We start from the raw sequence: 24,958 nt of genomic DNA on the forward strand, positions 1-24,958 counted from the left end.
TGCCTCTGGTAGTGGATGAGGCGCGCGAGTCTGCCCGGCTATCGGGCACCACACAATCAATGATTTCTGAGGGATTGATTAGCGCCGCTGAACAGTAGTCAACCCTGGGCCATGCGTTCCAGCATCAGGTCCAGGTTCTGCACGGCCGCGCCCGAGGCTCCCTTGCCCAGGTTGTCGAACACGGCAGCAAGCAGCACCTGCCCGTGCTGCGGGTTGGCAAACATGGACAGGCGCAGCTGGTTGCTGCCGTTCAGCGCCTCGGGGTCCAGGTGCTCGGTGGATTCGGCCTCGGCCAGCCCCGTCACCTCCACATGGCGCTGGCCGGCATAGTGCTGCGCCAGGGCGTGGTGGATCTTCTCGGCGGTAGTGCCTGCGGGCAAGCTGCGCAGATGCAGAGGGATGGTCAGCACGATGCCCTGGCGGAAGGCGCCATAGGCCGGCAGAAAGAAGGGCCGCGCCGACAGGCCCGCATACCGTTCGATTTCTGGCGTGTGCTTGTGCGCCAGGCGCAGGCCATAGACCTGGAAAGCCGGCGCCTGCGCGCCCGGGGCCTCGTGCTCCTGCACGCGCGCTCGCCCACCGCCGGAGTAGCCCGACACGGCGTGTATCGACAGGGGGTGGTCCGCAGGCACCAGGCCGGCCTGCACCAGCGGGCGCAGCAGCGCGATGGCGCCCGTGGGGTAGCAGCCGGGGTTGGTCACGCGTGTTGCACTGGCGATGCGTTCGGCCTGGCCGGCATCCATCTCGGGAAAGCCGTAGACCCAGCCGGCATCTGTGCGGTGGGCCGAGCTCGCGTCGATCACGCGCACGGCCGGGTTGGTGACCGAGGCGGCGGCTTCGCGCGCGGGCCCGTCGGGCAGGCACAGCACGGCGATGTCGCAGGCGTTGATGGCCTGGGCGCGGCGCGCCGGGTCCTTGCGGTCTTGCTCGGGCAGGGTCAGCAACAGCAGATCGGTGCGGCCCTGCAGGCGCTCATGGATCTGCAGGCCGGTGGTGCCCTGGTCGCCATCGATGAAGACAAGCGGTGTGGTGTTGCTCATGCGGGGTGCTCCTGGTGTGTGCCAAATGGGGGATGCGTGATCTTCAGCCGCTGCGTAAAATTTGAAAAGTTGAATTTCACAACCATCAGCATCAGGATTTCTGAACGACATGCGTGAACTGAACCTCGACCGATTGCGTACCCTCGTCACCATCGCCGACCTGGGATCGTTTGCCGAAGCCGCGCGCGTGCTGCACCTGGCGGCGCCCACGGTGAGCCTGCACATGGCTGACCTGGAGGCGCAGGTGGGCGCGCCGCTGCTGCTGCGCAAGCGCGGCGAGGTGCGCGCCACCGGCGTGGGCGAGGCCCTGGTCGAGCGTGCCCGGCGTCTACTGGCCGATGCCGATGACACCCTGGCCATGGTGCAGCGCCAGGTGCAGGGCCTGGCCGGCAGCGTGCGGCTGGGGGCCTCCACCGGCGCCATCGCCCACCTGCTGCCGCAGGCGCTGGAGGTGCTGGGCCAGCAGCACCCGGACATCGACGTGCAGGTGGCGGTGCTGACATCGCACGACACCATGGCCCGCCTGGCCGGCGGCACGCTCGATGTGGGCCTGGTGGCGCTGCCCCAGCCGCCGGTTCCCGGCGTGCAGGTGGAGCCCTGGCGGCGCGACCCGGTCATGGCCTTCGTGCCGGCGCAATGGCCGGCGCCCACGCGGGCCACGCCGCACTGGCTGGCGGGCCAGCCGCTGATCCTCAACGACGAGGGCACCAGCCTCTCGCGCCTGACCGGCGAGTGGTTCGCGTTGGCCGGCGAGCAGCCCAGGGCACGCATAGAGCTCAACTACAACGATGCGATCAAGAGCCTGGTGGCCGCCGGCTATGGCGCCACGCTGCTGCCGCACGAGGCTGCGGTTGCCACGCCGCCCGACCCGCGCATCCGCATGCTGGCCCTGCGCCCGGCGCTGTGGCGACCCCTGGGCCTGGCGCACCGCGCCGGCGCGATGGAGAAGGCCACGCAGCATGTGCTGGACGTGCTCTGGCAGCAGCGCCAGGCGTGATCGAAAGAGGCGGGAAAGTGAAATGAAAAAAGCCCAGGCGCTGCATCTGCATCGCCTGGGCTTCCGATCCGAAACCTGGAAAGACTGCTCCAGGAAGGGCCGATCAGGCCGTTGCGTCCTTGAGCTTCTTGAGCGCGCGGGTCTTGATCTTCACGGCAGCGGGCTTGGCGGGGAACCAGCGCTCGGCACCGGTGAAAGGGTCCTTGCCGAAGCGCTTCTTCTTGGCGGGCACTTGCTGCAGGCCGATCTTCAGCACGCCAGGCAGCGTGAATTCGCCGGAGCCCTTCTTGTGCACGGAGCCCAGGATGGCGGCTTCGAGCGCTGCCAGCACGGCCTTGGTGGCCTTGGGTTCCACGCCCGACTGCTCGGCCAGGTGGGCCACCAGGGTCGTCTTGTTGAAGGCGGTCTTGATGGGCTTGAGCGCTGCAGGCGTTGCTGCGGCGGCGGGTGCAGCCTTCTTCGCTGCGGGGGCTGCGGCCTTCTTGGCAGCGGGCGCTGCCTTCTTGGCGACAGGTGCTGCGACCTTCTTGGCCACGGGCGCTGCAGCCTTCTTCGCTGCGGGTGCTGCCTTCGCGACAGCGGTGGTTTTCTTTGCAGTTGCCATGATGTTTGTTCTTCGTTTCAAAGTTGCAAGGTGCCCCCCTGCATGTGCGGGGAGGTGCGCGATTTTAGAAGCACTGCGCCCACAAGCGCTATAGGACAAGACCGCAGAACCTCAGCGGCCTTTGGATAGCGTGATTTTTACAACGGCTGCAGCGCTCCGCTGCACGCCTTCAAGCGGGCAGGAACTCCGATGGCGGGCGCCCCAGTCGCTTGCGGAACATGGTGGAAAAGGCACCGGGGCTTTCATAACCGAGGTCCAGCGCGACGGCGGTCACGGCATCGCCGCGCGACAGGCGCGACAGCGCTGCCAGCAGGCAGGCCTGCTGGCGCCACGCGCCGAACGACATGCCGGTCTGCAGTCGAAAGAAGCGCGTGAAGCTGCGCTCGCTCTTGTGCAACTGCCGCGCCCAGGCATCGGGCGCTGCGTGGACCTGCGGGTTGTGCAGAAAGGCTGCGCACAGTGCCGCCAGCGCAGCCTCTCGCGGCATGGGAGCGAAGAAGGGCAGGGTCGGTGCGCGCTGCAACTCATGCAGCATCAGCTGCGCCAGGGCGCCATCGCGCCCGCTCAATTCATACTGCGCCGGCAGCTCGGCCGAGTCCAGCAGCAGCTGGCGCAGCAGCGGCGAGACCTGCAGCACCTCGCATTGCGAGGTGGTTCGGGGAACGGCCTGCGGCTCGATGTAGAGGCTGCAGGTGCTCACGCCCACCATGCGCACGCGGTGCGGCTTGCCCGCCGGTATCCACACGCCGCTGCTGGTCGGCACGACCCAGGCGCCATCGTCCGTGCCGACTTCCATGATGCCCGTGGCGCCGTAGAGGAACTGCGCACGCCGGTGGCTGTGCGTGTCGAGCAGGGTTCCTGCGGGGTAGTCGGTGGCAATGGCCAGGACAGGGCGGTCCACGGCATCGACGGTGTGCAGGGGCGTATTGCGCATGCTCCAGGGTGCTTTGGCTGAAATGCAAACATTATTGACCTGGCGGCGAAAGCCGGCCAGGCCACCGCAGCCTAAGCTGGCATGGTGTTTTTTTGCAATGGAATGCGCGCATGGAGTTCTACCTTGTCCTGGCCGTGTTCGGCACCCTGGCCGGAGTCACCACCGTGCTCTTCGGCTTCGGTGGCGGATTCGTCGTCGTGCCCGTGCTGTACCGCACGCTGCTGCACATGCACGGTGCCGACAGCCCACTGGGCCAATCGGCCATGCAGGTGGCGGTGGCCACCTCCACCTGCGTGATGATCGTCGGTGCGGGCCTGGCCACGCGGCGCCACCAGCGGGCGGGCAACGTGGATTGGGCGCAGGTGCGGCCGCTGCTGGCTTTCATCGCCGTGGGCGCGATGGCGGGGGCGGCTGCCGCCACGGTGCTGCGCAGCGACTGGGTGCGCTGGACCTTCGTGGCCTACCTGGCGCTCACCATCCTCGACGGGCTGCTGCGCCCGGGCTTCATCCGGCCGCGTGCCGCGGTGGCGACGCCGCAGGACGGGACGCGGCCCTCGGGCCCGGTCACGGCCTTGCTGGGGTTGGCCATCGGTGCGGTGGCGTCGTTCCTCGGTGTGGGCGGCAGCGTGATGACGGTGCCGCTCATGCGCCGGCGTGGCGCGCCGATGGTGCAGGCCACGGCGGCGGCCAACCCGCTGTCGCTGCCGGTGGCACTGGCGGGCACCGCCACCTACGTGTTGCTGGCCTGGGAGCAGGCCGCCCCGCTGGGTGCCTGGCATGCGGGCTTCGTGGACCTGCGGGCCTTCGCGGTGCTGGTGGCCGGCTCCTGGCTGGGCATCCGCCTGGGCGGGCGATTCGTGGGTCGCCTGCCCGACGGGCTGCACGCCAAGGTCTACCTGGCGCTGCTCGCGGTGGTGCTGCTGGCCATGCTCATGCGCTGACGATCACGTCCGCGCGTCGCGGTGCGGCATGCAGGGCATGCAGGGCATGCACGTCCTCCTCGCGGTGGGCGAGCACCGCGCCCTGGTTGATGTAGCCCTTGTCGGTGATTTCGCCCGCGTCCGCATCGGGCGGCGTGCGCATCACCAGCGCCCGCGTGGGGCACTGCGACGAGCCCGCGCCCGCATCGCGCCGGGCCTGCATCACGGCGCGCAGGGCCTGCTCCAGCCGTGGGGAGTCGCTTGCGCCGGCGGCCGACGGGAAGACCAGCATGCCGACCTCGTCGCGGTCATGCCCGGTGAGCACGATGTCCTGCACCAGCGGCGCCAGCTGCGAGACCAGTTCCACGCGCAGCGTGCCCACCGAGACCCAGCTGCCGGTGGACAGCTTGAAGTCCTCGGCCACGCGGCCGTTGAATACCACGCCACGCTCGGGCCGTTCGGTGTCGGCGAGGGTGCCCGCATCGCCGATGCGGTAGAAGCCGTCTTCGTCGAAGGCTGCCGCCGTCTCGCGCGGCGCATTGCGGTAGCCCGGGAACACCGACACGCCCTTGACCCGCATCTCCAGCTTGCCGCCATTGGGCACCAGCTTGAGCGTGAGACCGGGCAGCGGCGCGCCTATGCAGCCCGCGCCCTGCAGGCGCCAGTGCGCCGTGGTGATGGCCGGGGAAGTCTCGGTCGCACCCCACGAGGTGGTGAGCCACAGCGGCCGCGCGGGCCGGGCGCGCGCGGCCACGGCTTCGAGCCGCTGCCAGGTGGAGGGCGCGAGCGCCGCCGCCGCATAGAAGGCCAGGCGCAGGCGCGAGAGCACCTCGGCAGCCAGGGCCTCGTCGGCCTCCAGGTAGGGCAGCAGCATGTCGAAGCCGCGCGGCACGTTGAACAGCAGCGTGGGCCGCACCTCGCGCAGGTTGCGCACGGTCTTCTCGATCAGGCCGGGTGCGGGCCGCCCTTCGTCGATGTAGAGCGCGCCGCCGTGGCACAGCACCATGTTCAGGTTGTGGTTGCCGCCGAAGGTGTGGCTCCAGGGCAGCCAGTCCACCAGCACGGGTTTCTCGTGGCCGAGAAAGCGCCAGGTCTGCGCCACCATCTGCTGGTTGGCGCAGAGCATGCGGTGGGTGTTGATCACCACCTTGGGCCGCCCGGTGGAGCCCGAGGTCAGCAGGTACTTGGCGTGGTCATCGGGCGCGATCACCTCGAAGGCCTGCGCCACGGCCGGTGTTTCCCGTGCAGCGAGCAACTGCGCAAAATCGAGGGCGCCGGGGCATTCCTGTGCATGGCGGCTGAAGACCCGCACGGCGTTGCCGGAGTAGCCCGCCAGGGCCGGCGCATAGGCGCGGGCATCCGACGCATAGACCACGCACGGCCCCAGCGCCGCCAGCATGCTGTGCAGGCGCTCCGGGTCGCGGGAGCGTGCGTAGGCGCTCGACAGCGAGCACGGCGTGCGGCCGATGTGCATGGTGGCCAGCATCAGCACGGCATGGTCCACCGCGTTGTCCGAGAGGAGGGCGACCGGCTTCCCCGCGGGCAGGTCCATGTCCAGCAGCGACTGGGCCACGGCACCCACGGCCTGGCGCAACTGGGCATAGGTCAGGCGGCGCCAGTCGTCGCCGCTGTCGTCGCGCTCGGCAAGCGCCAGGGCGTCGGGTGTCTCGCGTGCCCAGCGCTCCAGCCACTCGCCCACGCAGCGCGCGTAAGGGCCCAGCGGCTCGGGCGATTGCAGGGTGAAGGCGCCGTCGGCCAGGTGCGTGAGCACGGTGCGGGGTGGTGCCAGTTCGGCGGGGTCATCGACGAAATCGGGGTGCATCGTGTTGTCTCTGGTGTCGTTCTTGTGTTCAGTCCAGGTGGCCAGACGACTGCTTGGCCCGGATCAGGTCCAGCAGCAGGGCATCGCGCGTGCGCGCCAGGTCCTCGGTGCTGCTCTCGCCCAGCTCCTCGGCCACGCCCTGCGCCACCTGCTGCTTCAAGGCCTCGGTCATCGCAGGCGTGCCCAGGTCCTGCCACCAGCTCTCGATGGGGCCGCCCAGGTGGTCCAGTACATGGGCCACGCCGCCTGCGCCGCCCGAGAGGTGCAGGTTCATGAACGGGCCCATCAGCGCCCAGCGCAGGCCGGGCCCCTGGGCGATGGCGGTGTCGATGTCGGCGACCGTGGCCACGCCTTCGTTCACCAGGTGGAAGGCTTCGCGCCACAGCGCGGCCTGCAGCCGGTTGGCAATGTGGCCCTTGATCTCGCGGCGCACGTGGATGGGGCGCTTGCCGATGGCGGTGTAGAAGGCCATGGCGCGTTCGATGGTCTCGGGCGAGGTCTTTTCACCACCCCCGACCTCCACCAGCGGAATCATGTGCGGCGGGTTGAACGGGTGGCCCAGCACCACGCGCTCGGGCCGCGCGCAGGATTGCTGCATGTCCGTGACCGACAGGCCCGATGAACTCGACGCCAGGATGGCATGCGCCGGTGCAGCGGCATCGATCTGACGGAACAGCTCGGCCTTGAAGTCGATGCGCTCCGGCCCGCTTTCCTGCACGAAGTCGGCCGTGGCCACCGCGTCCTCCAGCCGTGCATGGAAGGCCAGGCGTGCCAGGCTGGCGCCTGGCGCCAGCCCCTGGCGCTCCAGCGTGGGCCAGTGCGCGGCCACGGTCTCGCGCAGCCGATCTTCAGCACCGGGCGAGGGGTCGGTGGCGTCCACGTCCAGCCCGCGCGCCAGGAAATAGGCGGCCCAACTGGCGCCGATCACGCCCGTGGCGACCACAGCAACGCGCTTTACGCTTGAATCCATGGGGTGCGTTCCTCTCAAGACTCTGCCGTGAAGCCGATCTTTTTCACGAGCGGTCCCCAGCGTTCGAACTCGGAATGCTGGGAGGCCGCCATTTCTGCTGCGGTGGAGCCCTGGGCGATGAGCCCGACCACGGCCAGGCTGTCGATGACCGACTTTTCCTTGATGGCTGCGTTGATGGCGGCATTGGCGGCGGCCACCGCAGCAGCCGGCGTCCTGGCCGGCGCGTAGAAGCCGAACCATTCCTCCGTGGTCAGTTCAGGAAAGCCCTGTTCGGCAAAGGTCGCGACCTCGGGCGAGAACGGCGAGCGCGCCTTGCCCGAGGTGGCGATCAGCCGCAGCTTGCCCGCCTTGTGGTTGGGGATGAAGTCGCCGCTCGGGGTCACCATCGAGGCGATCTGCCCGCCCACCACGTCCGTGACCCCGGGGATGGAACCGCGGTAGGGCACGTGCTTCAAGTCCACGCCGTTGTTCAGGCCCAGCAGCGCGCCGATGAAGTGCGGCGTCGAGCCTGCGGCGGGCGAGCCGTAGTTGGCCTGGCCGGGGTTGGCCTTGGCCCAGGCCAGGAAATCCTTCACGTTCTTCACCGACGCCGGCACCAGCGGCCCCACGGCCAGGCCATGGTGCATGATGGCCGCGATGGACACCGGCACGAAGTCCTTGACCGGGTCGTAGCTGAGCTTGCTGTAGATGTGCGGGTAGATCGAGGTGCACGAGAACGGCGACAGCGTGAGCACGCTGCCGTCGGCGGCGGCACCCTTGAGCGACTCCAGCGCGATGCGCCCGCCAGCGCCGGGCTTGTTTTCCACCACCGCCGCATTGCGCGTGTAGGCCGACCCTGCGAGCTTTTCGCCCACGCGGCGGGCTACGCTGTCGCCCGAGCTGCCGGCCGGAAAGCCGTAGAAGATTTTGACCTGTTCGATGGTCTGCGCCAGCGCTGCCAGGGGCGACAGCGTGCCCAGCGCGGCTGCGGCGCCCATGTGGCCCAGGAACTGGCGGCGGGTGTTCGTCATCGTCATCATGTTGCTCATCTCTGTCTCCTCGATGGGGTGGGAAAGTCGGGGTATGGTGGAGCGGGAATCGCTGCGGTCAAGCTGGGGCAAACGCGGGGCGCGGGCCGCCCACGCGCGGCAGGCCCATCAGCGCGCGCGCTTCGGCCGGCGTGGCGGGCTCCATGTCCAGCTCGCGGATGATGCGCACGATGCGTTCGGTGAGCTGCACGTTGGTGGCCAGCTCGCCGTGGCGAAAGTACAGGTTGTCCTCCAGCCCCACGCGCGCATGCCCGCCCAGCAGCAGGGCGGCGACGTTGGCTTCGAGCTGCGAGGGGCCGATGCCGCTCACGCAGAACAGGCTGTTCTTCGGCAGCGTGTCCACCATCATCTGCAGAAAGCGCGGCGAGTAGGGCATGGCGTTCTGGAAGGCGCGGTGCACGTTCATCACCAGGTTGATGAAGTGCGGGCCCTCGTCGTCGTGCCCCTCCTCAATGAGCGTGGTGGTGTCCTGCAGGATGTGCGTGGGGCTGAACACCTCCCATTCGGGCTTGATGCCGCGTGCCTTCATGCCTGCGGCCAGCTCGCGGCCCCGGCTCAGCGGCGTGTCCATCAGGATCTCGCGGCCATCGAAGCTCAGGTTCAGTGTGGTGGCATCCAGCGTGCACATCTCGGCGCCTGCGTCCATGCCCTTGATGCGCTCCTCCCACGCAATCTCCCAGCGGCCGCCGGGCAGGGGCTTGACCATGTCGCCGTGCACGCCGCCGCCGGTGGAGTTGTTGAGGACGATATCGCAGCCCTTGGCGCGGATGCGGCTGTTGATGTCGCGGTAGACGTCGGGGTTGCAGGTGGCGCCGTCGTCGGGCCGGCGCGCATGGATGGCGACCACGCTGGCCCCGGCGTTCCAGCAGCGCTCCACGTCATCGGCGATCTCGGCGGGCTGGGTGGGCAGGTGGGGGTTTTGCGACTTGTGGGCCATGCCGCCCGTGGGGGCGATGGTGACTATGACTTTGCGCTTGCTCATCGTGGTCCTGGTGGAGAATTGCGGGGTGCTCCGCATTATTTTTTTGGGCACCTTTCCACTCAGTCATCGCGATGACATTTGAGGGCAGGGTATACGCGGGGCCAGTATCTTCTTCCGGGAGAACCCCACTTTGTCACCCCCTGCGACACGGCCGTCCACCATCAGCCTGCTGGCCGCGTCGGCCTGGTTCCCTCTGCTCGATGCCCCGGCGCAGCAGCGCGTGCTCGACGATGCGCGCGAGGTGAATGTGCCGGCAGGCGGCGCACTGTGCCGCCGCGGCGATGTGCCCCTGCACTGGTACGGCGCCATCGAGGGGCTGCTCAAGTGGTCCGTGACCTCGCCCGATGGCCGCGCCGTGACCCTGGGTGGCCTGTCGGCCGGCAGCTGGTTCGGCGAAGGCACACTGCTGCGCGCCCTGCCGCGCACGGCCGACATCATCGCCCTGCGCCCTAGCCGCGTGGCGCTGCTGCCGGTGGAGACCTTTGCGTGGCTGCACGCCACAGAGCGCAGCTTCGACCACTTTTTGCTGCGCCAGATCAACGAGCGCATGCACTGGTTCCTGGGCAACTTCACGGCCCACCACCTGCTCGACACCGACAGCCAGGTGGCGCGCGCGCTGGCCGGCCTGTTCCACCCGTTTCTCTACCCCGGCATGGACCGGCACCTGCAGATCTCGCAGGAGGAGATCGCCAACCTCACGGGCGTCTCACGCCAGCGCTGCAATGCGGCCTTGAAGCGCCTGCAGGAGTCGGGCATTTTGCAGATCGAGTACGGCGGCATCACCGTGCTCGACCTGCCGGGGCTCAGGCGCTACGTGGAATAGATATGAAATCTGTGGCCACCGCGATCACCGCCTCCGGCTGGTCGCGGTGCGGTGAATGCCCGCACGCCGGCAGTTCCAGCAGCTGCGTGCCCGGCACCCGGCGCGCGATGCCGCGGATCTGCTCCAGCGTACCGTACTCGTCATCCACGCCCTGGATAGCCAGGACCGGTGCCCGAATCGCGCCGATCTCGGCCTCGATGTTCCATTGCCGGAACGGCGGGTGCAGCCAGATGCGGTTCCAGCCCCAGAAGGCAGAGTCGGCGTCGTCGTGGTAGCGGCCAAGCTTGGCAGGCAGGTCGGTGCTGCGGTAGGCATCCCGGGCGATCTCGATGTTGGTGATGGTCACATCCTCGACGAAGATGTGCGGCGCCATCAGCACCAGGCCGCGCACGGCTTCGGGGAAGCGCGCCGCGTAGAGCAGGGCGATCGAGCCGCCATCGCTGTGGCCCAGCAGCCAGGGCCCTTCGGTGATCCCTAGTGCTTCGAAGAATGCGGGCAGCACCTCGTGCGCCTGGCGGTGCATGAAGTCCACGTCCCAGGTCTCATCGGCCTCGCGCGGGGTCGAGCGGCCATAGGCCGGGCGCGAGAACACCAGGCCGCGCACGCCGGCGGCGGCGCACAGGCGCTCGGGGAAATCCTTCCACATCGCCACCGAGCCCAGGCCCTCGTGCAGAAAGACGATCAGCGGGGCAGCGCTGCGCTCCACGCCAATCCACTGGTGCTCGATCTGCACGGTGCGGCCACGCCAGGTGATGCTGGCGAACTGGGTGGTGCTCGCTTGCGTCACGCGCGGGCCTCCTTCTCGCGCAGGCGAAAGCGCTGGATCTTGCCGGTGGCGGTCTTGGGCAGCTCGTCGATGAACTCGATGAAGCGCGGGTACTTGTAGGCCGCCAGCCGTTCCTTGACGAAAGCCTGCAGGGCCTGCGCGTCGACGTGTTGGCCTTGCTTGAGCACCACGTAGGCCTTGGTCTTGGTCAAGCCCTCGCCGTCCTGCACGCCGATCACGGCCGATTCGAGCACGGCGGGGTGCTGCATCAGCGTGGCCTCGACCTCGAAGGGCGAGACATAGATGCCGCTGACCTTGAGCATGTCGTCGCTGCGGCCGGCGTAGGTGTAGTAGCCGTCGGCGTCGCGCGTGTACTTGTCGCCGCTCTTGGTCCAGCCGCCCTGAAAGGTCTCGCGCGACTTCTCGCGGTTGGCCCAGTACATCAGCGCCGCGCTCGGGCCGCGGATGTACAGGTCGCCCACCTCGCCATCGGGCACCGGGCGGCCGTCCTCGCCGCGCAGCTCCACCTCGTAGCCCTCCACCGGCTTGCCGGTGGTGCCGTAGCGCACGTCGCCCGGTCGGTTGGAGATGAAGATGTGCAGCATCTCGGTGGAGCCGATGCCATCGATGATCTCGCAGCCGAAGTGCGCCTTGAAGCGCTGTGCGATCTCGCCCGGCAGCGCCTCGCCGGCCGACGAGCACATGCGCAGCGCCACCGCCTCGCGCGCCGGCAGCGCGGGTGAGGCCAGCATGCCGGCAAAGCCCGTGGGCGCGCCGAAGAACACCGTGGGCCGGTGCTGCGTCCAGCGGCGGAAGGTGGCATCGGGCGTGGGCCGCTCGGCCATCAGCACCACGGTGGCGCCCACCGAGAGCGGGAAGGTCAGCGCATTGCCCAGGCCATAGGCAAAATACATCTTGGCGGCAGAGAAGCACACGTCGTCCTCGGTCAGGCCGAGCACGGGCTTGCCGTAGAGCTCGGCCGTCCACCACAGGTTGGCGTGGGTGTGCACCGTGCCCTTGGGCTTGCCGGTGGAGCCCGAGGAATAGAGCCAGAAGCCTGGGTCGTCCGCGGCGGTGTTCACCGGGGCTGCGAGCGGCTTGGCCTGCGCCAGGGTGTCCTCGAAGTCCCGGGCACCTTCTGGCAGCGGCCCGGTGGGCTGGGAGACGAGCAGGGTGCGCACCTCGTGCGGCGCGCGGCCCATGGCGTCCTGCAGCACCCCCAGCAGTGCACCCGAGACGATGGCCGCCTGCGCGCGGCTGTGGTCCAGCATGTAGGCGTAGTCGTCCGCCGTGAGCAGCGTGTTCACCGCCACCGGCACCACGCCCGCGTACAGGCAACCAAGAAAGGCCACGGGCCAGTCGCTGCTGTCGAGCATGAGCATCAGCACGCGCTCCTCGCGCCGCACGCCGGCGCTGGCGAGGGCCGACGCCAGGCGCCTTGCGCGGTCCTCGAGTTCGCCGTAGGCCAGGCTGCCCCGGTCGTCGATGTAGGCCGTGCGCTGGGCACGCTCCCGGTTGAGGCCGAACAGGTGCTCGGCAAAGTTGAATCGTGGGGGCAGGCCCATGGTGTTGTCTCCTTTGGCCCTCTCGGGCCGGGTGCGCGTGGTTTTTCTTGTCGCGTCGGTTGTGGTGTCAGAGCCCTAGCGCCGCCAGCACGCCGGGGCTGGCCTGCACCGCCGTGCGCTGGTGGTAGAAGTCGAGCGCGCGCAGGCCGCCCAGCTCGGCGCCACCGCCCGCGCGGCCCGGGCCGCCATGCTGCGACATGGGCATCACGTTGCCGTGGCCGCTGTGGGCCTGTGCCACGTCGGGCGTGACCACATGCACGCGGCCATGGCTGGCGGCCACGGCCAGGGCCGTTTGCGCCAGCGCGGCCTCGTCGCTGCCGTACAGCGAGGTGACCAGCGAACCCTGGCCGCGGTGTGCCAGCGCGATGGCATGCGCGTTGTCGCGGTAGGGCAGCAGCGTGGCCACCGGGCCGAAGACTTCCACGTCGTGTACCTGCTGCGCGGCGTCTGCATCGCGCGCACCCAGCAGCACGGGGCCGATGCAGGCGGCCACCGCCGGGTCGGCATCCACCAGAGGTCGGTCGCGCCCGTCGTGCAGCACCGTGGTCTGCGCCTGCAGCGCGGCCAGGCCTTCGCGCACCGCAGCCAACTGCGCGCGGCTCACCAGCGAGCCCATGCGCACGCCCTCGTTGCGCGGGTTGCCCACGCTGATGCCGGCGAGCCTGGCGCCTATGGCTTCGGCCGCGGCCTCGTACACCTCGGCCGGCACCAGGATGCGGCGGATGGCGGTGCACTTCTGGCCCGACTTCACCGTCATCTCGCGCACCACCTCACGCACCAGCAGGTTGAAGGCCTCGCTGCCCGGTGCCTCGCCCGGCAGCAGCATGGCGCTGTTGAGGCTGTCGGCCTCGATGTTGGCGCGCACCGAGCGCTGGGCCACCGCCGGGTGGGAGCGGATCACTCCCGCCGTCTCGGCCGAGCCGGTGAACGACACCACGTCGAAGGGCTGCAACTGGTCCATCAGCCCGGCCGAACTGCCGGCGATGACCGACAGCGCGCCTGCCGGCAGCACCCCTGCATCCACCACATCCTTGACCATGCGCTGGGTGAGCCAGGCCGTGGCCGTGGCCGGCTTGACGATGACCGGTACGCCCGAGAGCAGGGCCGGTGCGGCCTTTTCCCACAGCCCCCAGGACGGAAAGTTGAAGGCGTTGATGAACAGCGCCACGCCCTGTGTGGGCACCGACAGGTGCTGCGACTGGAAGGCCGGGTCCTTGCCCAGCCGCGCCGCATCGCCGTCGCGCAGGGCGCGCGCATCGCCTAGGGCGTCGCCCCATTTGGCGTACTGGCCCAGGGTGAAGATGGCGCCGTCAATGTCCACACCCGAATCGTTCTTCACCGTGCCGGCATTGGCAGTGGCGATCTCGTAGTAAGCATCCCGGTTGGCGAGCAGCACCTTGACGATGGCGGCCAGCAGCGCGGCGCGCTCACGGTAGGTCAGTGCGCGCAGGGCCGCTCCGCCTTGCTGGCGGGCAAAGGCAAAGGACTCGGCCAGGTCGAGCCCGGTGGCGTCCACGCGCACCAGTTCGTTGCCCAGCACAGGGTCGAACAGCGGCGTGCCGTTGCCGGTGCCTGCCTGCCAGCGGCCGGCAGCGTAGTTGTAGAGAAGTTCGGTCATGGACATATGGAAGAAGATGGGCGTGCGGATTTCAGGTGCGCGTGAACTGAATTTGGCCTTCGGGCAAGAGATAGAGCACCAGTGCGCGCCCCCGGGCTACGGTGGGGCGGTGGGCGGTGCCGGGGCCATAGACGCACCAGCCCGCAGGCCGGCCGTCGAAGGTCGCGGCACTGCCCTCGATGGGCATGATCAGGTCGATCTCGCCGTTCGGGTGCGTGTGGTGCGGGCCGGCCAGGTCCTGCATGTCGACCACGTCCACCGAAAAGCGGTGCAGCGCGTCCTCGGCCTTGAACACTCGGCCATACTTGATACCGCCGCCCTCACGCTCGCACAGCCAGCCTTCGGCCACGCCGGTGATGCAGGCGCTGCGCAACTGCTCATAGGCGGGGCTGCCGGCGCCGTGCGCGGTGTTGAGCCACTGGTCCAGCGCCGCGTCAAGCGGGCGGCCATCGATCTGCGCGGTGAGGTCGGCGAGCAGGGTATGGAAGGCGTCCTTGCTGGACAAGGGGGGCGTAGGCTTCATCATGGTGGCGGGCTTTCACGGGAAGGCTGGCTGGGCAGGGCGCCTAAGCACCACTTGCCAAGGAAAATGATTGCCTTGCAGGATTGCGAGACGTGCAGTATCTTGCTTGCATCGCAACGATAGTCCTTGGAATGATCTTCGTCAAGCAATATAATGCATATTTTGAGGGCCTGAACCAGGGCGCACAATCCCATGGAGTGAACGAGGACGCGCATGAATGAGCAAGACGACGCAGTGCTGGCCACTGCGCCCACCGACGGCAATGGCGCCACCGCGCCCGGCGGCGAGGCCCGCAACCCCCTGCTGGCGGCGCTGGGCGAGCGCGTGCGCAACCTGCGCGCGCAGCGCGGGCTCACGCGCAAGGCCGTGGCCATTGCGGCCGACGTGTCCGAGCGCCACCTGGCCAACCTCGAATACGGCACGGGCAATGCCTCCATCCTGGTGCTGCAGCAGGTGGCGGGTGCACTGCACTGCTCGCTGGCCGAGCTGGTGGGCGATGTCACGACCAGTTCGCCCGAGTGGCTGCTGATCCGCGAGTTGCTCGAAAACCGCAGCGAGGCCGACCTGCGCCGTGTGCGCCTGGCGCTGGGCGAGCTGCTGGGCACGGCCTCGGTCGACCCCGCCCGGCACAGCCGCATCGCCCTGGTGGGCCTGCGCGGTGCAGGCAAGTCCACGCTGGGCCAGATGCTGGCGGACGACCTGGAGCTGCCCTTCGTGGAGCTGAGCCGCGAGATCGAGAAGCTCGCCGGCTGCAGCGTGCGCGAGATCCACGACCTCTACGGCACCAATGCCTACCGCCGCTACGAGCGCCGCGCGCTGGAGGAAACCATCCAGATCTACAGCGAGGTGGTCATCGCCACCCCGGGCGGCATCGTGTCCGACCCCGCCACCTTGAACGAGCTGCTGGCCCACTGCACCACGGTGTGGCTGCAGGCCGCGCCCGAAGAGCACATGGGTCGCGTGGCCGCGCAGGGCGACACCCGCCCCATGGCTGCCAGCAAGGAGGCCATGGACGACCTGCGCCGCATCCTGAGCGGGCGTGCGGCCTTCTATTCCAAGGCCGACCTGTCGGTAGACACCAGTGGCAAGAGCCTGGCCCAAGCCTTCCAGGGCCTGCGCTCCGCCGCCAGGCAATCGATAAGCGCCTCCTGAGCGCCTGATCTCGCCACGGGGTGCGCGAGATCAGCACCAGCTTTCAGAACGAAAAAAACATTTCAGGCATTGACGCGTCCGTAAACATGCATCATGATGCATGTCATCGAAATCAAAAGCTGCATTATTTTTCTTGTTCCGAGGTTTGCAGCCGCTACTACCGGCCCCACAGGAGACATCCATGACTGCCACCACCACCAGCGCCCCGGCGCGCGTCGACTACCGCACCGAGCCCGGCCAGTACCGCCACTGGTCGCTCAGCGTCGAAGGCGCCATCGCCCGCCTGTCGCTCAACATCGCCGAAGACGGCGGCATCCGCCCCGGCTACAAGCTCAAGCTCAACAGCTACGACCTCGGCGTGGACATCGAGCTCAACGATGCGGTCAACCGCGTGCGCTTCGAGCACCCCGAAGTGCGCACCGTGGTCGTCACCAGCGGCAAGGACCGCATCTTCTGCTCGGGCGCCAACATCTTCATGCTGGGCGTCTCCAGCCACGCCTGGAAGGTGAACTTCTGCAAGTTCACCAACGAGACGCGCAATGGCCTGGAAGATTCGTCGAAGCACTCCGGCCTGAAATTTCTGGCCGCCGTCAACGGCGCCTGCGCCGGCGGCGGCTACGAGCTGGCCCTGGCGTGCGACGAGATCCTGCTGGTGGATGACCGCTCGTCGGCCGTCTCGCTGCCCGAGGTGCCGCTCTTGGGCGTGCTGCCCGGCACCGGTGGCCTGACCCGCGTCACCGACAAGCGCCATGTCCGCCACGACCTGGCCGACATCTTTTGCACCAGCGTGGAAGGCGTGCGCGGCCAGCGCGCGGTGGAATGGCGCCTGGTGGATGCCGTGGCCAAGCCCGCCCAGTTCGCCGCCGCCGTGCAGGACCGTGCCGTCCAGCTCGCCGCGGGCAGTGACCGCCCGGCCGGCGCCAAGGGCGTGGCCCTGACCCGACTGGAGCGCGAGGACGGCGCCGACAGCCTGCGCTACTCGCATGTCGAGGTGCAGATCGACCGCGCCAAGCGCACGGCGACTCTCACGTTGAAGGCACCCGCGGGCGCGCAGCCTGCCGACATCGCCGCCATCGAGGCGGCCGGCACGGCCTGGTGGCCGCTGGCCCTGGCGCGCGAGCTCGACGACGCCATCCTCAACCTGCGCACCAATGAACTCGATATCGGCACCTGGCTGCTCAAGACCGAAGGCGATGCGAAGGCTGTGCTAGCGTCCGATGCGGTGATGCTGGCCCACCAGGACCACTGGTTGGTGCGCGAGACCATCGGAGCGCTGCGCCGCGCGATGGCGCGCCTGGACGTGTCCTCGCGCACCTTGTTCGCGGTGGTGCAGGAGGGCTCCTGCTTCGCCGGCACGCTGGCCGAGCTGGCCTTTGCCGCCGACCGCAGCTACATGCTGGCCCTGCCCGACGATGCCGAGCGGGCACCCCGGCTCACGCTCAACGAATTCAACTTCGGCTTCTTCCCCATGGTCAACGACCAGAGCCGGCTGCAGCGCCGCTTCTATGAAGAAGCGGCACCGCTGGACGCCGCGCGCGCCGCAGCTGGCAAGCCGCTCGACGCCGACGAGGCCCTGGTCCTGGGCTTGGTGACCGCCGCGCCCGACGACATCGACTGGGACGACGAGCTGCGCATGGCCATCGAGGAGCGCGCCGCCATGTCGCCCGACGCCCTGACCGGCCTGGAAGCCAACCTGCGCTTTGCCAGCAAGGAGAACATGGCCACGCGCATCTTCGGCCGGCTTACCGCCTGGCAGAACTGGATCTTCAACCGCCCCAACGCCGTGGGCGACAAGGGTGCGCTCAAGGTCTACGGCACCGGCGAGAAGGCCGGCTTTGATCTCAACCGCGTCTGAACCGCAGCCCCAACCATCCAAGGAGCAACGATGAGCACGATCAACTACAGCGAGAAGATCCCCAACAACGTCAACCTCGGCGAAGACCGCACCCTGCAGCGTGCGCTCGAAGGCTGGCAGCCCAACTTCATCAACTGGTGGGACGACGTGGGCCCCGATGGCTCGACCAACCACGAGGTCTATCTGCGCACGGCCGTGAGCGTGGACCCGCAGGGCTGGGCCCAGTTCGGCCATGTGAAGATGCGCGACTACCGCTGGGGCATCTTTTTGAACCCGGGCGATGCCAACCGCGAGATCCACTTCGGCGACCACAAGGGCGAGAAGGCCTGGCAAGACGTGCCCGGCGAGCACCGCGCCAACCTGCGCCGCATCATCGTCACGCAGGGCGACACCGAGCCGGCCTCGGTCGAGCAGCAGCGCCACCTGGGCCTCACGGCGCCCAGCATGTACGACCTGCGCAACCTGTTCCAGATCAACGTGGAGGAGGGCCGCCACCTGTGGGCCATGGTCTACCTGCTGCACAAGCACTTCGGCCGCGATGGCCGCGAAGAAGCCGACGCCCTGCTGCAGCGCACCTCGGGCGACGAGAACAATCCGCGCATCCTGGGTGCCTTCAACGAGGCCACGCCCGACTGGCTGGCGTTCTTCATGTTCACCTACTTCACCGACCGCGACGGCAAGTTCCAGCTCTCGGCCCTGGCGGAGAGCGCGTTCGACCCGCTGGCGCGCACCACCAAGTTCATGCTGACCGAAGAAGCGCACCACATGTTCGTGGGCGAGAGCGGTGTCTCGCGCGTGCTGGCCCGCACCGCCCAGGTGATGAACGAGCTCAAGACCGACGACCCGCAGAAGGTGCGTGCCGCCGGCGCCATCGATCTCGGTACGGTGCAGCGCTACCTGAACTTCCACTACAGCGTCACCATCGACCTGTTCGGTGCCGACCAGTCCAGCAACGCCGCCATCTTCTACAGCTCGGGCCTCAAGGGCCGCTACGAAGAAGGCAAGCGCACCGATGACCACGTGCTCAAGGGCCAGACCTACAAGGTGCTGGAGGTCAAGGACGGCCAGCTCGTCGAGAAGGACGTGCCCATGCTCAATGCGCTCAACGAAGTGCTGCGCGACGACTTCATCAAGGACTCCGTCGCCGGCGTGGGCCGCTGGAACAAGGTGCTCGAAAAGGCCGGCATCCCCACCCGCCTGGTGGTGCCGCACAAGGCCTTCAACCGCCAGATCGGTGCGCTCGCGGGCATCAAGATGTCGCCCGAGGGCCGCGTGGTCAACGAGATGGAGTGGGCCGCCAAGAAGGACGAATGGCTGCCCAGCCCCGAAGACTTCGCCTTCGTGGCCTCGCTCATGGGCCGCGTGGTCGAGCCAGGCCAGTTCGCCGGCTGGATCGCGCCACCGGTGATGGGCATCAACCGCCAGCCGGTCGATTTCGAGTACGTGCGTTTCGGCTGATGGACAAAGAAGCGCCCTCGGCGTACGAACGAGGGCAGGGATGAGGGCAGGCCCCACGAAGACCAGCCGCCCCATCCCGACCCCCTGGTTGGGGTGAAAAAGGAGAACCATATGGACATGGCCGTTGAAGCCGGGGTCATCAAGCAGCATTTGATCGACCCGGAAATCTGCATCCGCTGCAATACCTGCGAGGCCACCTGCCCCGTCAATGCGATCACGCACGATGACAACAACTACGTCGTGCGCGCCGACATCTGCAATGGCTGCATGGCCTGCATCTCGCCATGCCCCACGGGTTCCATCGACAACTGGCGCACCATGCCCCTGGTGCGTGCCTATTCGATCGAGGAGCAACTGACCTGGGAGTCGCTGCCCGGCGAACTCACGCCCGAAGAGCTGGCGGCCGCGGGGGGTGGTGCCGACACCACGGATGCACCTGCTGCTGCGCCCGCCGCCGTGGCCACGGCGGAGCCCGGCGTGCAAACCCAGCCATCCCTGCACCGGGGCGCCACGGTGCCACCCTGGTCGGCGGCGCACGCCTACACCAACCTCTACCCGCCCAAGACCCCGACGACGGCCACGGTGGTCGGCAACTTCAACTGCACCGAGGCCGGGTTCGAGAGCGAAACCCACCACGTGGTGCTCGACTTCGGCAGCCTGCCCTTCCCGGTGCTGGAGGGCCAGTCCATCGGCATCGTGCCGCCTGGCACCGATGCCCTGGGCAAGCGCCACCATGCGCGCCAGTATTCGATAGCCAGTGCGCGCAATGGCGAGCGGCCGGGCTACAACAACCTGGCACTCACCGTGAAGCGCGTCACCTCCGACCACGACGGCAACCCCGTGCGCGGCGTGGCGTCGAACTATGTCTGCGACCTCCAGGTGGGCGACAAGGTGGAGGTGGTGGGCCCGTTCGGCCATTCCTTCCTGATGCCCAACCACCCGAAGTCGCACGTGGTGATGATCTGCACCGGCACCGGCAGCGCGCCCATGCGCGCCATGACCGAATGGCGGCGCCGCCTGCGCAAGAGCGGCAAGTTCGAGGGCGGCAAGCTGATGCTGTTCTTCGGCGCGCGCACGCAGCAGGAACTGCCGTACTTCGGCCCTCTGCAAAGCCTGCCCAAGGATTTCATCGACATCAACCTGGCGTTTTCGCGCACCCCGGGCCAGCCCCGGCGCTATGTGCAGGACCTGATGCGCGAGCGCGCTGCCGACCTGGCAGAACTGCTCAAGGACAGCAACAGCCACTTCTACGTCTGCGGCTTGAAGAGCATGGAGGAGGGCGTGGTGCTGGCCCTGCGCGACGTGGCGGCTGACGCAGGTCTGGACTGGGAGGCCCTGGCAGCCACCCTGGCGCGCGAAGGGCGCCTGCACCTGGAGACCTATTGAGGCCTACGTGCCTGTCAAGCTGGCCAAGCCTTCCTGCCGCACCAGCTCCTCATACCACTGCTGGTAGCCCGCGCTGCTCGGGTGCAGGCCGTCGGCGGCATTGAGTTCGTCGGCGCGCTGCACGAAGGGGTCCTGAGCGCGCGGCTTGAGCAGGCGGATGTAGCGCACACCGCTTTCCAGCGCCACCGCCTGCGCGGTGGCATGCAGGCGCTTGGAGCGGCTGTCCATGAACCACGAGACCGGCGGTATGAAGAGGGGCGCGTGGCCCACATTGCCGCAAGGCATCAGCACCACCTGCTTGCCGCGCGCCTTCGCGGTGCGGATCACCTGCTCCATGTGGGCATGCAGCTCCTGCTCCGAAGTCAGCCGGATCACGTCGTTGCCACCGGCCAGCACCAGCACCAGATCGTAGCCCGTACTGGCACGCTCCAGTTGCGCCTGCACATCCTCGAACTTGGCGCCGTTGGCGGCCAGGTTGTCGATCTGCCAGCGCGGGTGCGCCGCGCCGATGCGCCCCGCCAGGCTGTCCTCGGGGCGGGCCGCACCAGTCCCCACCGCCGTGCTGTCGCCGACCACCAGGATGCGCCGCTCGGGCTGGGACGGCTGGGCGGTGTAGGAACGCGATGCCTTGGCCAGGTCCGACGCCGTCATCAGGCGCCAGGGCGCGCAGCCCGTGAGCAGCAGGGCGCCCGCCGCCACGGCGGCAAGGGTCCACCAGCGGGGCCGCAGGCCGTGACAGGGGGGCTGGTGCGCAGTGGTCGGCGAAGGTATGGGCATAAAGAGACTTTGCAGAAGACACGGGTCGATACTGCAGAGTACGTGCCGAAACCATTCCTGGATGTCGGCTGCCTGAAGGCTTGCGCGTAGGACGCGGGGCCACGCCCGGTTGTCCTTGCCCCGTCCGCTGGGCCTGAGGGTCTTATACGGATTTGCATTTGATCGTAGAACTAGGCGGGAGCCGCAGGCAGTGCTGTAGCACGGCAAGGCGAACCAACGACGTTATACGGTTGAAGGCAAATCCGTATTACTTCTTGAACACCACGGCGTCCAGGCCCATGCCCCGGATGTTCTGCGCCGCTGCGTCGGCCTCGGCCTTGGTGTCGAAGGGGCCCACGCGCACGCGGATGCGAGAGCCTTTGGCGCTTTCCAGCGGCTGGCGAAAGGCCGGCAGGCCTTCGTTGAGCAGGCGGGACTGCGTCTTGCGCGCATTGGCCTCTTCGGCGAACAGGCCCACGTTGATGTAAAAGCCCGGCGCACTGCCCACCAGGGGCGGCTCTGCGCCACTGGCGGCCGAGGCTGGCTCCGATGCTGCTGCTGCTGCCGGCCTGGCCTTCGCTGCCGGTACCGGTCTGGAGGCCTTGCTGGCAGCCGTTGCTGCCACGGGAGCAGCCTGCGGAGCGGGTGCCACCGGGGCACTGGCGCGGGCCTTGGCGGCCGAAGCGGCCACTGCCGGCGCGGGCTTGCTGGCCGTGGCCGCAGGGGCTATGGCCTTGGGGGGCAAAGGCGCCGCAGCAGGTGTGGCCGCCTTCGAAGCCGCCGGGGCTGGCGCTGCGGACGCCGTCGGAGCCTTGGCCGTGCTGCTGGCCGGGCTGGCTGCCGACACCGGTGCCGGTGTCTTCGTCGGGGCCGGCGTGGGGGGGGCGGCCGCAACGCGCGGGGCGGAAGGGGGCGTTGCTGCGGCGGGGGCCGTCACCACGGCCACTGGGGCGGTGGCTTCTTCTGCCGGGGTGGGCGCTGCAGCGCGGGGGGGCGATACCGTATCCGATGCCACCGCCGAGGCTGCGGTGGATGCCGCACGCGCTACCGAAACGGCTGCCAGCCCGGACGTTGGGTTGGATGCCGGGGCTGCAGGGGGCGAGGTATTCGCGGCCGCGGTGCTGCCCTGTTCCGGCGCTGTACCGGGAGGGAAAAGCATGTAGGCCAGCACGGCCGTGGCCACCAGGACCACGTGCGCAATGATCACCCCGCTCAGCCGCTGGCGCGAGCTGGCCTGCCGCTCCAGCAAGGCGGCGGCCTCCGGCACCGTGCGCGAGACCGAAAGGGCACGGGCGATGCGCTTGCGGATCTCGGTGTGCAGCACGGCGTTGGCGAACAGGCCTGGCAGCGCGCAGCTGAACAGCGCGATGGCGGCCAGGATGCCCCACTCGACCGGCTGGGGCCAGTTGAGGAACTGCCGGCCCAGTCCGAACACCAGCAGCGCCAGGCCCTCGGCCGCGGCCACGTAGACCAGAGCCGCGCCCCAGAGCTGGCGAAACACCAGCCAGCTCAGCGTGAACAGCGCCGCTGGCCAGTTCCAGGTGGTGGTGGTGCGCCCCGCGTCGTCGAAGCGCGCAAAGACCGGCAGGTAGTGCTCGGCATTCACCGGGCCCAGGGCCACCCGGTACAGCGCGGTCATGGCGTTGTCCGAAGGGGAGTCCAGCGACATGGGTGCGATGGCGTTGGCAGGGTCCAGTGTCAGGGGCATGCCCGATTCTGGCACGGGCTGCAGGCTGCGCAAAAGGGGGAAGTGGCTACCGGAATCACCTCACGGGTGCCGATCAGGCGCCTCCGCGCACCATGGACATGACCTTGGCGGCGTCCAGGGTCGCTGCCTTTTCGCGGATCTGCGGCAGGTACTGGGTCTGCAGGTCCTTGGCCGGGCCCAGCATGCTCTGGAAGCTCTCGCGCAGCACGGCCGTGCTCATCACCCGGCCGCCCGCATAGTAGCGTTTGGCCACCTGGCCCAGGGCGTAGGTGGTGGCGAACGAAAAGGCCATGCCCGTGGCCGCTTGGCCGATGCCGCCAATGGTGCGGCCCGCCACCTTGCCCAGCAGGCCGCCGAGCAGCTTGCGGCCGAACTGCTCGATGTACTGCGAGGCCATGCCCACGCCGGCCGCGGCGATGAAGTCCTTGATGTGGCCTTGGTCCAGCTCCACGCCATGGGCCTTGCCGACGGCGTAGACCATCTTCACCTGCATGGGGATGATGGCCATCGACGCCCAGGACTGCGGCAGCAGCTCCAGCGCGCCGCACACCAACGCGTAGTTCAGGATGCTCTTGTCCAGTTCGGCGCCAGAGACTTCCGCCACGTTGCGCACCGGCAGGGCCGCAGCCGCTGCGGCCGCCGCGCCTGCAGCCATCGGTGCCATGCCGCGCGCGATGGGTGCTGCGCGCTCGGCCACTTCCACCAGGGCATCGGCCTGCTGCTCGAAGGCGGCGGTGTCGCCCTCGCCCAGCTGCAACCAGCCCTTGAGCTGCGCCAGGAAGGCGTGCTCGGTCTCGGTCTGGCGCCCGTCCACGTCGCAGACGCAGACCGCCATCTCGTAGGCCAGCTGGCGCAGGCCCGGCTCGGTCAGCGCAGTGGCGGCAACCTCGGCGCTGGTGCGCTGCAGCAGCACGTCCTGGTAGAGGCGCGGCAGGTCGATGGCCGGTGCGTCCTGCGCCAGCGATTGGGCGATGCGCCGGATCTCCTCGCGCTCGCTGTCGCCCTTGTGGCCATCGGCGAAGGCGGCGAACAGGGCGATGGTGAGAATGGCTTGTTGCTGGTCGAGTTGCATGGTGGCGTGGCGCCGAGGGCGCCATAGGTGGCGGGACAGGTGTGCAGTGTGGCAAACAAGGGCTTTTCCATCGCGCCGGTGGGGGCTTGCGGGGTGGCCAATGGCCGTACCGCTGCAAGGGCGCGCCAATCGTCCTAGGATGTCGGCCATCCCATTTGACGTTCCGGTGACCGCATGACCACAGCCCTCAAGATCGATTTCGTCTCCGACGTTTCCTGCCCCTGGTGCATCATCGGCCTGAAGTCGCTGGAGCAGGCGGCCGAGCGCCTGAAAGGCGAAGTCGCGCTCGACCTGCACTTCCAGCCCTTCGAGCTCAACCCCCAGATGGCGCCCGAGGGCCAGGACATCGCCGAGCACCTGCACGAAAAGTACGGCGCCACGCCCGAGCAGAGCCAGAAGAACCGCGACGCCATCGCCGCGCGCGGTGCAGCGCTGGGCTTCACCTTCAACATGGCGCAGCGCAGCCGCATCTACAACACCTTCGACGCCCACCGCCTGCTGCACTGGGCCGAGGAAGAGGGCGACAAGCAGCCCGCCCTGAAAAACGCCTTGTTCAAGGCCTACTTCACCGATGGCCAGAGCCCGGGCGACCACGAGGTGCTGGCCCGCGTGGCCGCCGGGGTGGGCCTGGACGAAGCCGAGGCCCGTGCCATCCTGGCGTCGGACCGGTTTGCCGACGAGGTGCGCGAGCGCGAGCAGTTCTACCTGCAGCAGGGCATCCACTCGGTGCCGGCCATCATCATCAACGACCGCCACCTGATCTCTGGCGGCCAGCCGCCCGAGGTGTTCGAGCAGGCCCTGCGGCAAATAGCTTCTGGCAAGGCCTGAGGCAACGCAAAACCAAGTCCCTCGCGCGCCGCGCGCCCCGCTTTGGGCGGTCTGCGTCGTTGCAAATGCTCGCCATAGCATGGGCTATGGCTGCGCTTTGCGCCTAGCAGCCCATCCCAAATCAGGGCACGCGCCATCGCGAAGACTTGAT

Annotated in this window: 22 protein-coding genes; 8 read left to right on the forward strand and 14 right to left on the reverse strand. The window is 68.5% G+C overall.

Annotation, left to right across the window (positions count from 1 at the left end):
- Nucleotides 1-98: 98 nt before the first annotated feature.
- Nucleotides 99-1,040 carry an N-acetyl-gamma-glutamyl-phosphate reductase gene (gene argC, locus ACSQ9E_RS00495; protein WP_436216560.1) on the reverse strand — a complete coding sequence of 314 codons (942 nt, stop codon included), beginning with the start codon at nt 1,038-1,040 and terminating at the stop codon, nt 99-101.
- A gap of 109 nt (nt 1,041-1,149) precedes the next feature.
- On the opposite strand from argC, the gene ACSQ9E_RS00500 reads away from it, so the two are divergent.
- Nucleotides 1,150-2,037 (forward strand): LysR family transcriptional regulator, encoded by an 888-nt coding sequence (locus tag ACSQ9E_RS00500; protein ID WP_428003478.1) that lies wholly within the window; start codon nt 1,150-1,152, stop codon nt 2,035-2,037.
- A 103-nt stretch (nt 2,038-2,140) separates the two neighbouring features.
- Here the strand turns inward: ACSQ9E_RS00500 and ACSQ9E_RS00505 are convergent, their stop codons facing one another.
- On the reverse strand, nt 2,141-2,641 hold the full coding sequence (locus ACSQ9E_RS00505) for an HU family DNA-binding protein (protein WP_057269070.1): 501 nt from the start codon (nt 2,639-2,641) through the stop codon (nt 2,141-2,143).
- Between the two features lie 169 nt (nt 2,642-2,810).
- Nucleotides 2,811-3,575: an AraC family transcriptional regulator gene (locus ACSQ9E_RS00510; RefSeq protein ID WP_057269069.1), complete on the reverse strand. Its 765-nt coding sequence runs from the start codon at nt 3,573-3,575 to the stop codon at nt 2,811-2,813.
- A gap of 110 nt (nt 3,576-3,685) precedes the next feature.
- On the opposite strand from ACSQ9E_RS00510, the gene ACSQ9E_RS00515 reads away from it, so the two are divergent.
- Nucleotides 3,686-4,516: a sulfite exporter TauE/SafE family protein gene (locus ACSQ9E_RS00515; protein WP_428003479.1), complete on the forward strand. Its 831-nt coding sequence runs from the start codon at nt 3,686-3,688 to the stop codon at nt 4,514-4,516.
- On the opposite strand, the gene ACSQ9E_RS00520 is transcribed toward ACSQ9E_RS00515, so the two are convergent.
- The 4 genes from ACSQ9E_RS00520 to ACSQ9E_RS00535 all read right to left on the reverse strand — a co-directional run bounded on the left by ACSQ9E_RS00520 (nt 4,506) and on the right by ACSQ9E_RS00535 (nt 9,297).
- A complete protein-coding gene (locus ACSQ9E_RS00520; protein ID WP_436216561.1) occupies nt 4,506-6,317 on the reverse strand; it encodes a feruloyl-CoA synthase in 1,812 nt (603 codons plus the stop codon). The two genes, ACSQ9E_RS00515 and ACSQ9E_RS00520, sit on opposite strands and share 11 nt — an antisense overlap.
- Nucleotides 6,318-6,345: 28 nt before the next feature.
- Complete coding sequence (locus ACSQ9E_RS00525; protein ID WP_428003481.1) at nt 6,346-7,287, reverse strand: 3-hydroxyacyl-CoA dehydrogenase NAD-binding domain-containing protein; 942 nt, start codon at nt 7,285-7,287, stop codon at nt 6,346-6,348.
- Between the two features lie 14 nt (nt 7,288-7,301).
- Nucleotides 7,302-8,297 (reverse strand): Bug family tripartite tricarboxylate transporter substrate binding protein, encoded by a 996-nt coding sequence (locus ACSQ9E_RS00530; RefSeq protein ID WP_428003777.1) that lies wholly within the window; start codon nt 8,295-8,297, stop codon nt 7,302-7,304.
- Nucleotides 8,298-8,373: 76 nt separating this feature from the next.
- Nucleotides 8,374-9,297 (reverse strand): 3-keto-5-aminohexanoate cleavage protein, encoded by a 924-nt coding sequence (locus ACSQ9E_RS00535; protein WP_436179771.1) that lies wholly within the window; start codon nt 9,295-9,297, stop codon nt 8,374-8,376.
- A gap of 130 nt (nt 9,298-9,427) precedes the next feature.
- On the opposite strand from ACSQ9E_RS00535, the gene ACSQ9E_RS00540 reads away from it, so the two are divergent.
- Nucleotides 9,428-10,120, forward strand: coding sequence for a Crp/Fnr family transcriptional regulator (locus ACSQ9E_RS00540; protein ID WP_436216562.1), 693 nt, complete (start codon nt 9,428-9,430; stop codon nt 10,118-10,120).
- On the opposite strand, the gene ACSQ9E_RS00545 is transcribed toward ACSQ9E_RS00540, so the two are convergent.
- From ACSQ9E_RS00545 to ACSQ9E_RS00560, 4 genes are all read right to left on the reverse strand, one after another.
- Complete coding sequence (locus ACSQ9E_RS00545; RefSeq protein WP_436216563.1) at nt 10,101-10,907, reverse strand: alpha/beta fold hydrolase; 807 nt, start codon at nt 10,905-10,907, stop codon at nt 10,101-10,103. The two genes, ACSQ9E_RS00540 and ACSQ9E_RS00545, sit on opposite strands and share 20 nt — an antisense overlap.
- Nucleotides 10,904-12,451, reverse strand: a complete 1,548-nt coding sequence (locus ACSQ9E_RS00550; protein ID WP_436216564.1) for a benzoate-CoA ligase family protein — start codon at nt 12,449-12,451, stop codon at nt 10,904-10,906. The genes ACSQ9E_RS00545 and ACSQ9E_RS00550 overlap by 4 nt, the downstream gene beginning before the upstream one ends.
- Nucleotides 12,452-12,518: 67 nt before the next feature.
- On the reverse strand, nt 12,519-14,069 hold the full coding sequence (locus ACSQ9E_RS00555) for a 3,4-dehydroadipyl-CoA semialdehyde dehydrogenase (protein ID WP_436216565.1): 1,551 nt from the start codon (nt 14,067-14,069) through the stop codon (nt 12,519-12,521).
- A gap of 31 nt (nt 14,070-14,100) precedes the next feature.
- Nucleotides 14,101-14,574: a 4-hydroxylaminobenzoate lyase gene (locus tag ACSQ9E_RS00560; RefSeq protein ID WP_436220168.1), complete on the reverse strand. Its 474-nt coding sequence runs from the start codon at nt 14,572-14,574 to the stop codon at nt 14,101-14,103.
- A gap of 231 nt (nt 14,575-14,805) precedes the next feature.
- Here ACSQ9E_RS00560 and ACSQ9E_RS00565 point away from each other — a divergent pair, with 231 nt between their 5' ends.
- The 4 genes from ACSQ9E_RS00565 (at nt 14,806) to boxA (ending at nt 20,443) form a co-directional block, all read left to right on the forward strand.
- Entirely contained in the window at nt 14,806-15,744 is a 939-nt protein-coding gene (locus ACSQ9E_RS00565; protein ID WP_436216566.1) for a helix-turn-helix transcriptional regulator, read from the forward strand.
- 181 nt (nt 15,745-15,925) lie between these two features.
- Nucleotides 15,926-17,599 carry a 2,3-epoxybenzoyl-CoA dihydrolase gene (gene boxC / locus ACSQ9E_RS00570; RefSeq protein ID WP_428003487.1) on the forward strand — a complete coding sequence of 558 codons (1,674 nt, stop codon included), beginning with the start codon at nt 15,926-15,928 and terminating at the stop codon, nt 17,597-17,599.
- 30 nt (nt 17,600-17,629) lie between these two features.
- The gene (boxB, locus tag ACSQ9E_RS00575; protein WP_428003488.1) at nt 17,630-19,057 is read left to right on the forward strand and encodes a benzoyl-CoA 2,3-epoxidase subunit BoxB; all 1,428 of its coding nucleotides are present in this window, start codon (nt 17,630-17,632) and stop codon (nt 19,055-19,057) included.
- Between the two features lie 111 nt (nt 19,058-19,168).
- Nucleotides 19,169-20,443 carry a benzoyl-CoA 2,3-epoxidase subunit BoxA gene (boxA, locus tag ACSQ9E_RS00580; protein ID WP_428003489.1) on the forward strand — a complete coding sequence of 425 codons (1,275 nt, stop codon included), beginning with the start codon at nt 19,169-19,171 and terminating at the stop codon, nt 20,441-20,443.
- Nucleotides 20,444-20,446: 3 nt separating this feature from the next.
- On the opposite strand, the gene ACSQ9E_RS00585 is transcribed toward boxA, so the two are convergent.
- From ACSQ9E_RS00585 to ACSQ9E_RS00595, 3 genes are all read right to left on the reverse strand, one after another.
- Nucleotides 20,447-21,220, reverse strand: coding sequence for an SGNH/GDSL hydrolase family protein (locus ACSQ9E_RS00585; protein WP_057269057.1), 774 nt, complete (start codon nt 21,218-21,220; stop codon nt 20,447-20,449).
- A gap of 247 nt (nt 21,221-21,467) precedes the next feature.
- Nucleotides 21,468-22,907 carry an SPOR domain-containing protein gene (locus ACSQ9E_RS00590; RefSeq protein WP_436216567.1) on the reverse strand — a complete coding sequence of 480 codons (1,440 nt, stop codon included), beginning with the start codon at nt 22,905-22,907 and terminating at the stop codon, nt 21,468-21,470.
- A gap of 73 nt (nt 22,908-22,980) precedes the next feature.
- Nucleotides 22,981-23,979, reverse strand: coding sequence for a YcjF family protein (locus ACSQ9E_RS00595; RefSeq protein WP_436216568.1), 999 nt, complete (start codon nt 23,977-23,979; stop codon nt 22,981-22,983).
- Between the two features lie 174 nt (nt 23,980-24,153).
- Between ACSQ9E_RS00595 and ACSQ9E_RS00600 the strand changes: the two genes are divergently transcribed.
- Nucleotides 24,154-24,807 (forward strand): DsbA family oxidoreductase, encoded by a 654-nt coding sequence (locus tag ACSQ9E_RS00600; RefSeq protein WP_436216569.1) that lies wholly within the window; start codon nt 24,154-24,156, stop codon nt 24,805-24,807.
- Nucleotides 24,808-24,958: the final 151 nt, after the last annotated feature.

Source organism: Acidovorax sp. LjRoot118, assembly GCF_964253575.1.
Taxonomy (GTDB): Bacteria; Pseudomonadota; Gammaproteobacteria; order Burkholderiales; family Burkholderiaceae_C; genus Acidovorax.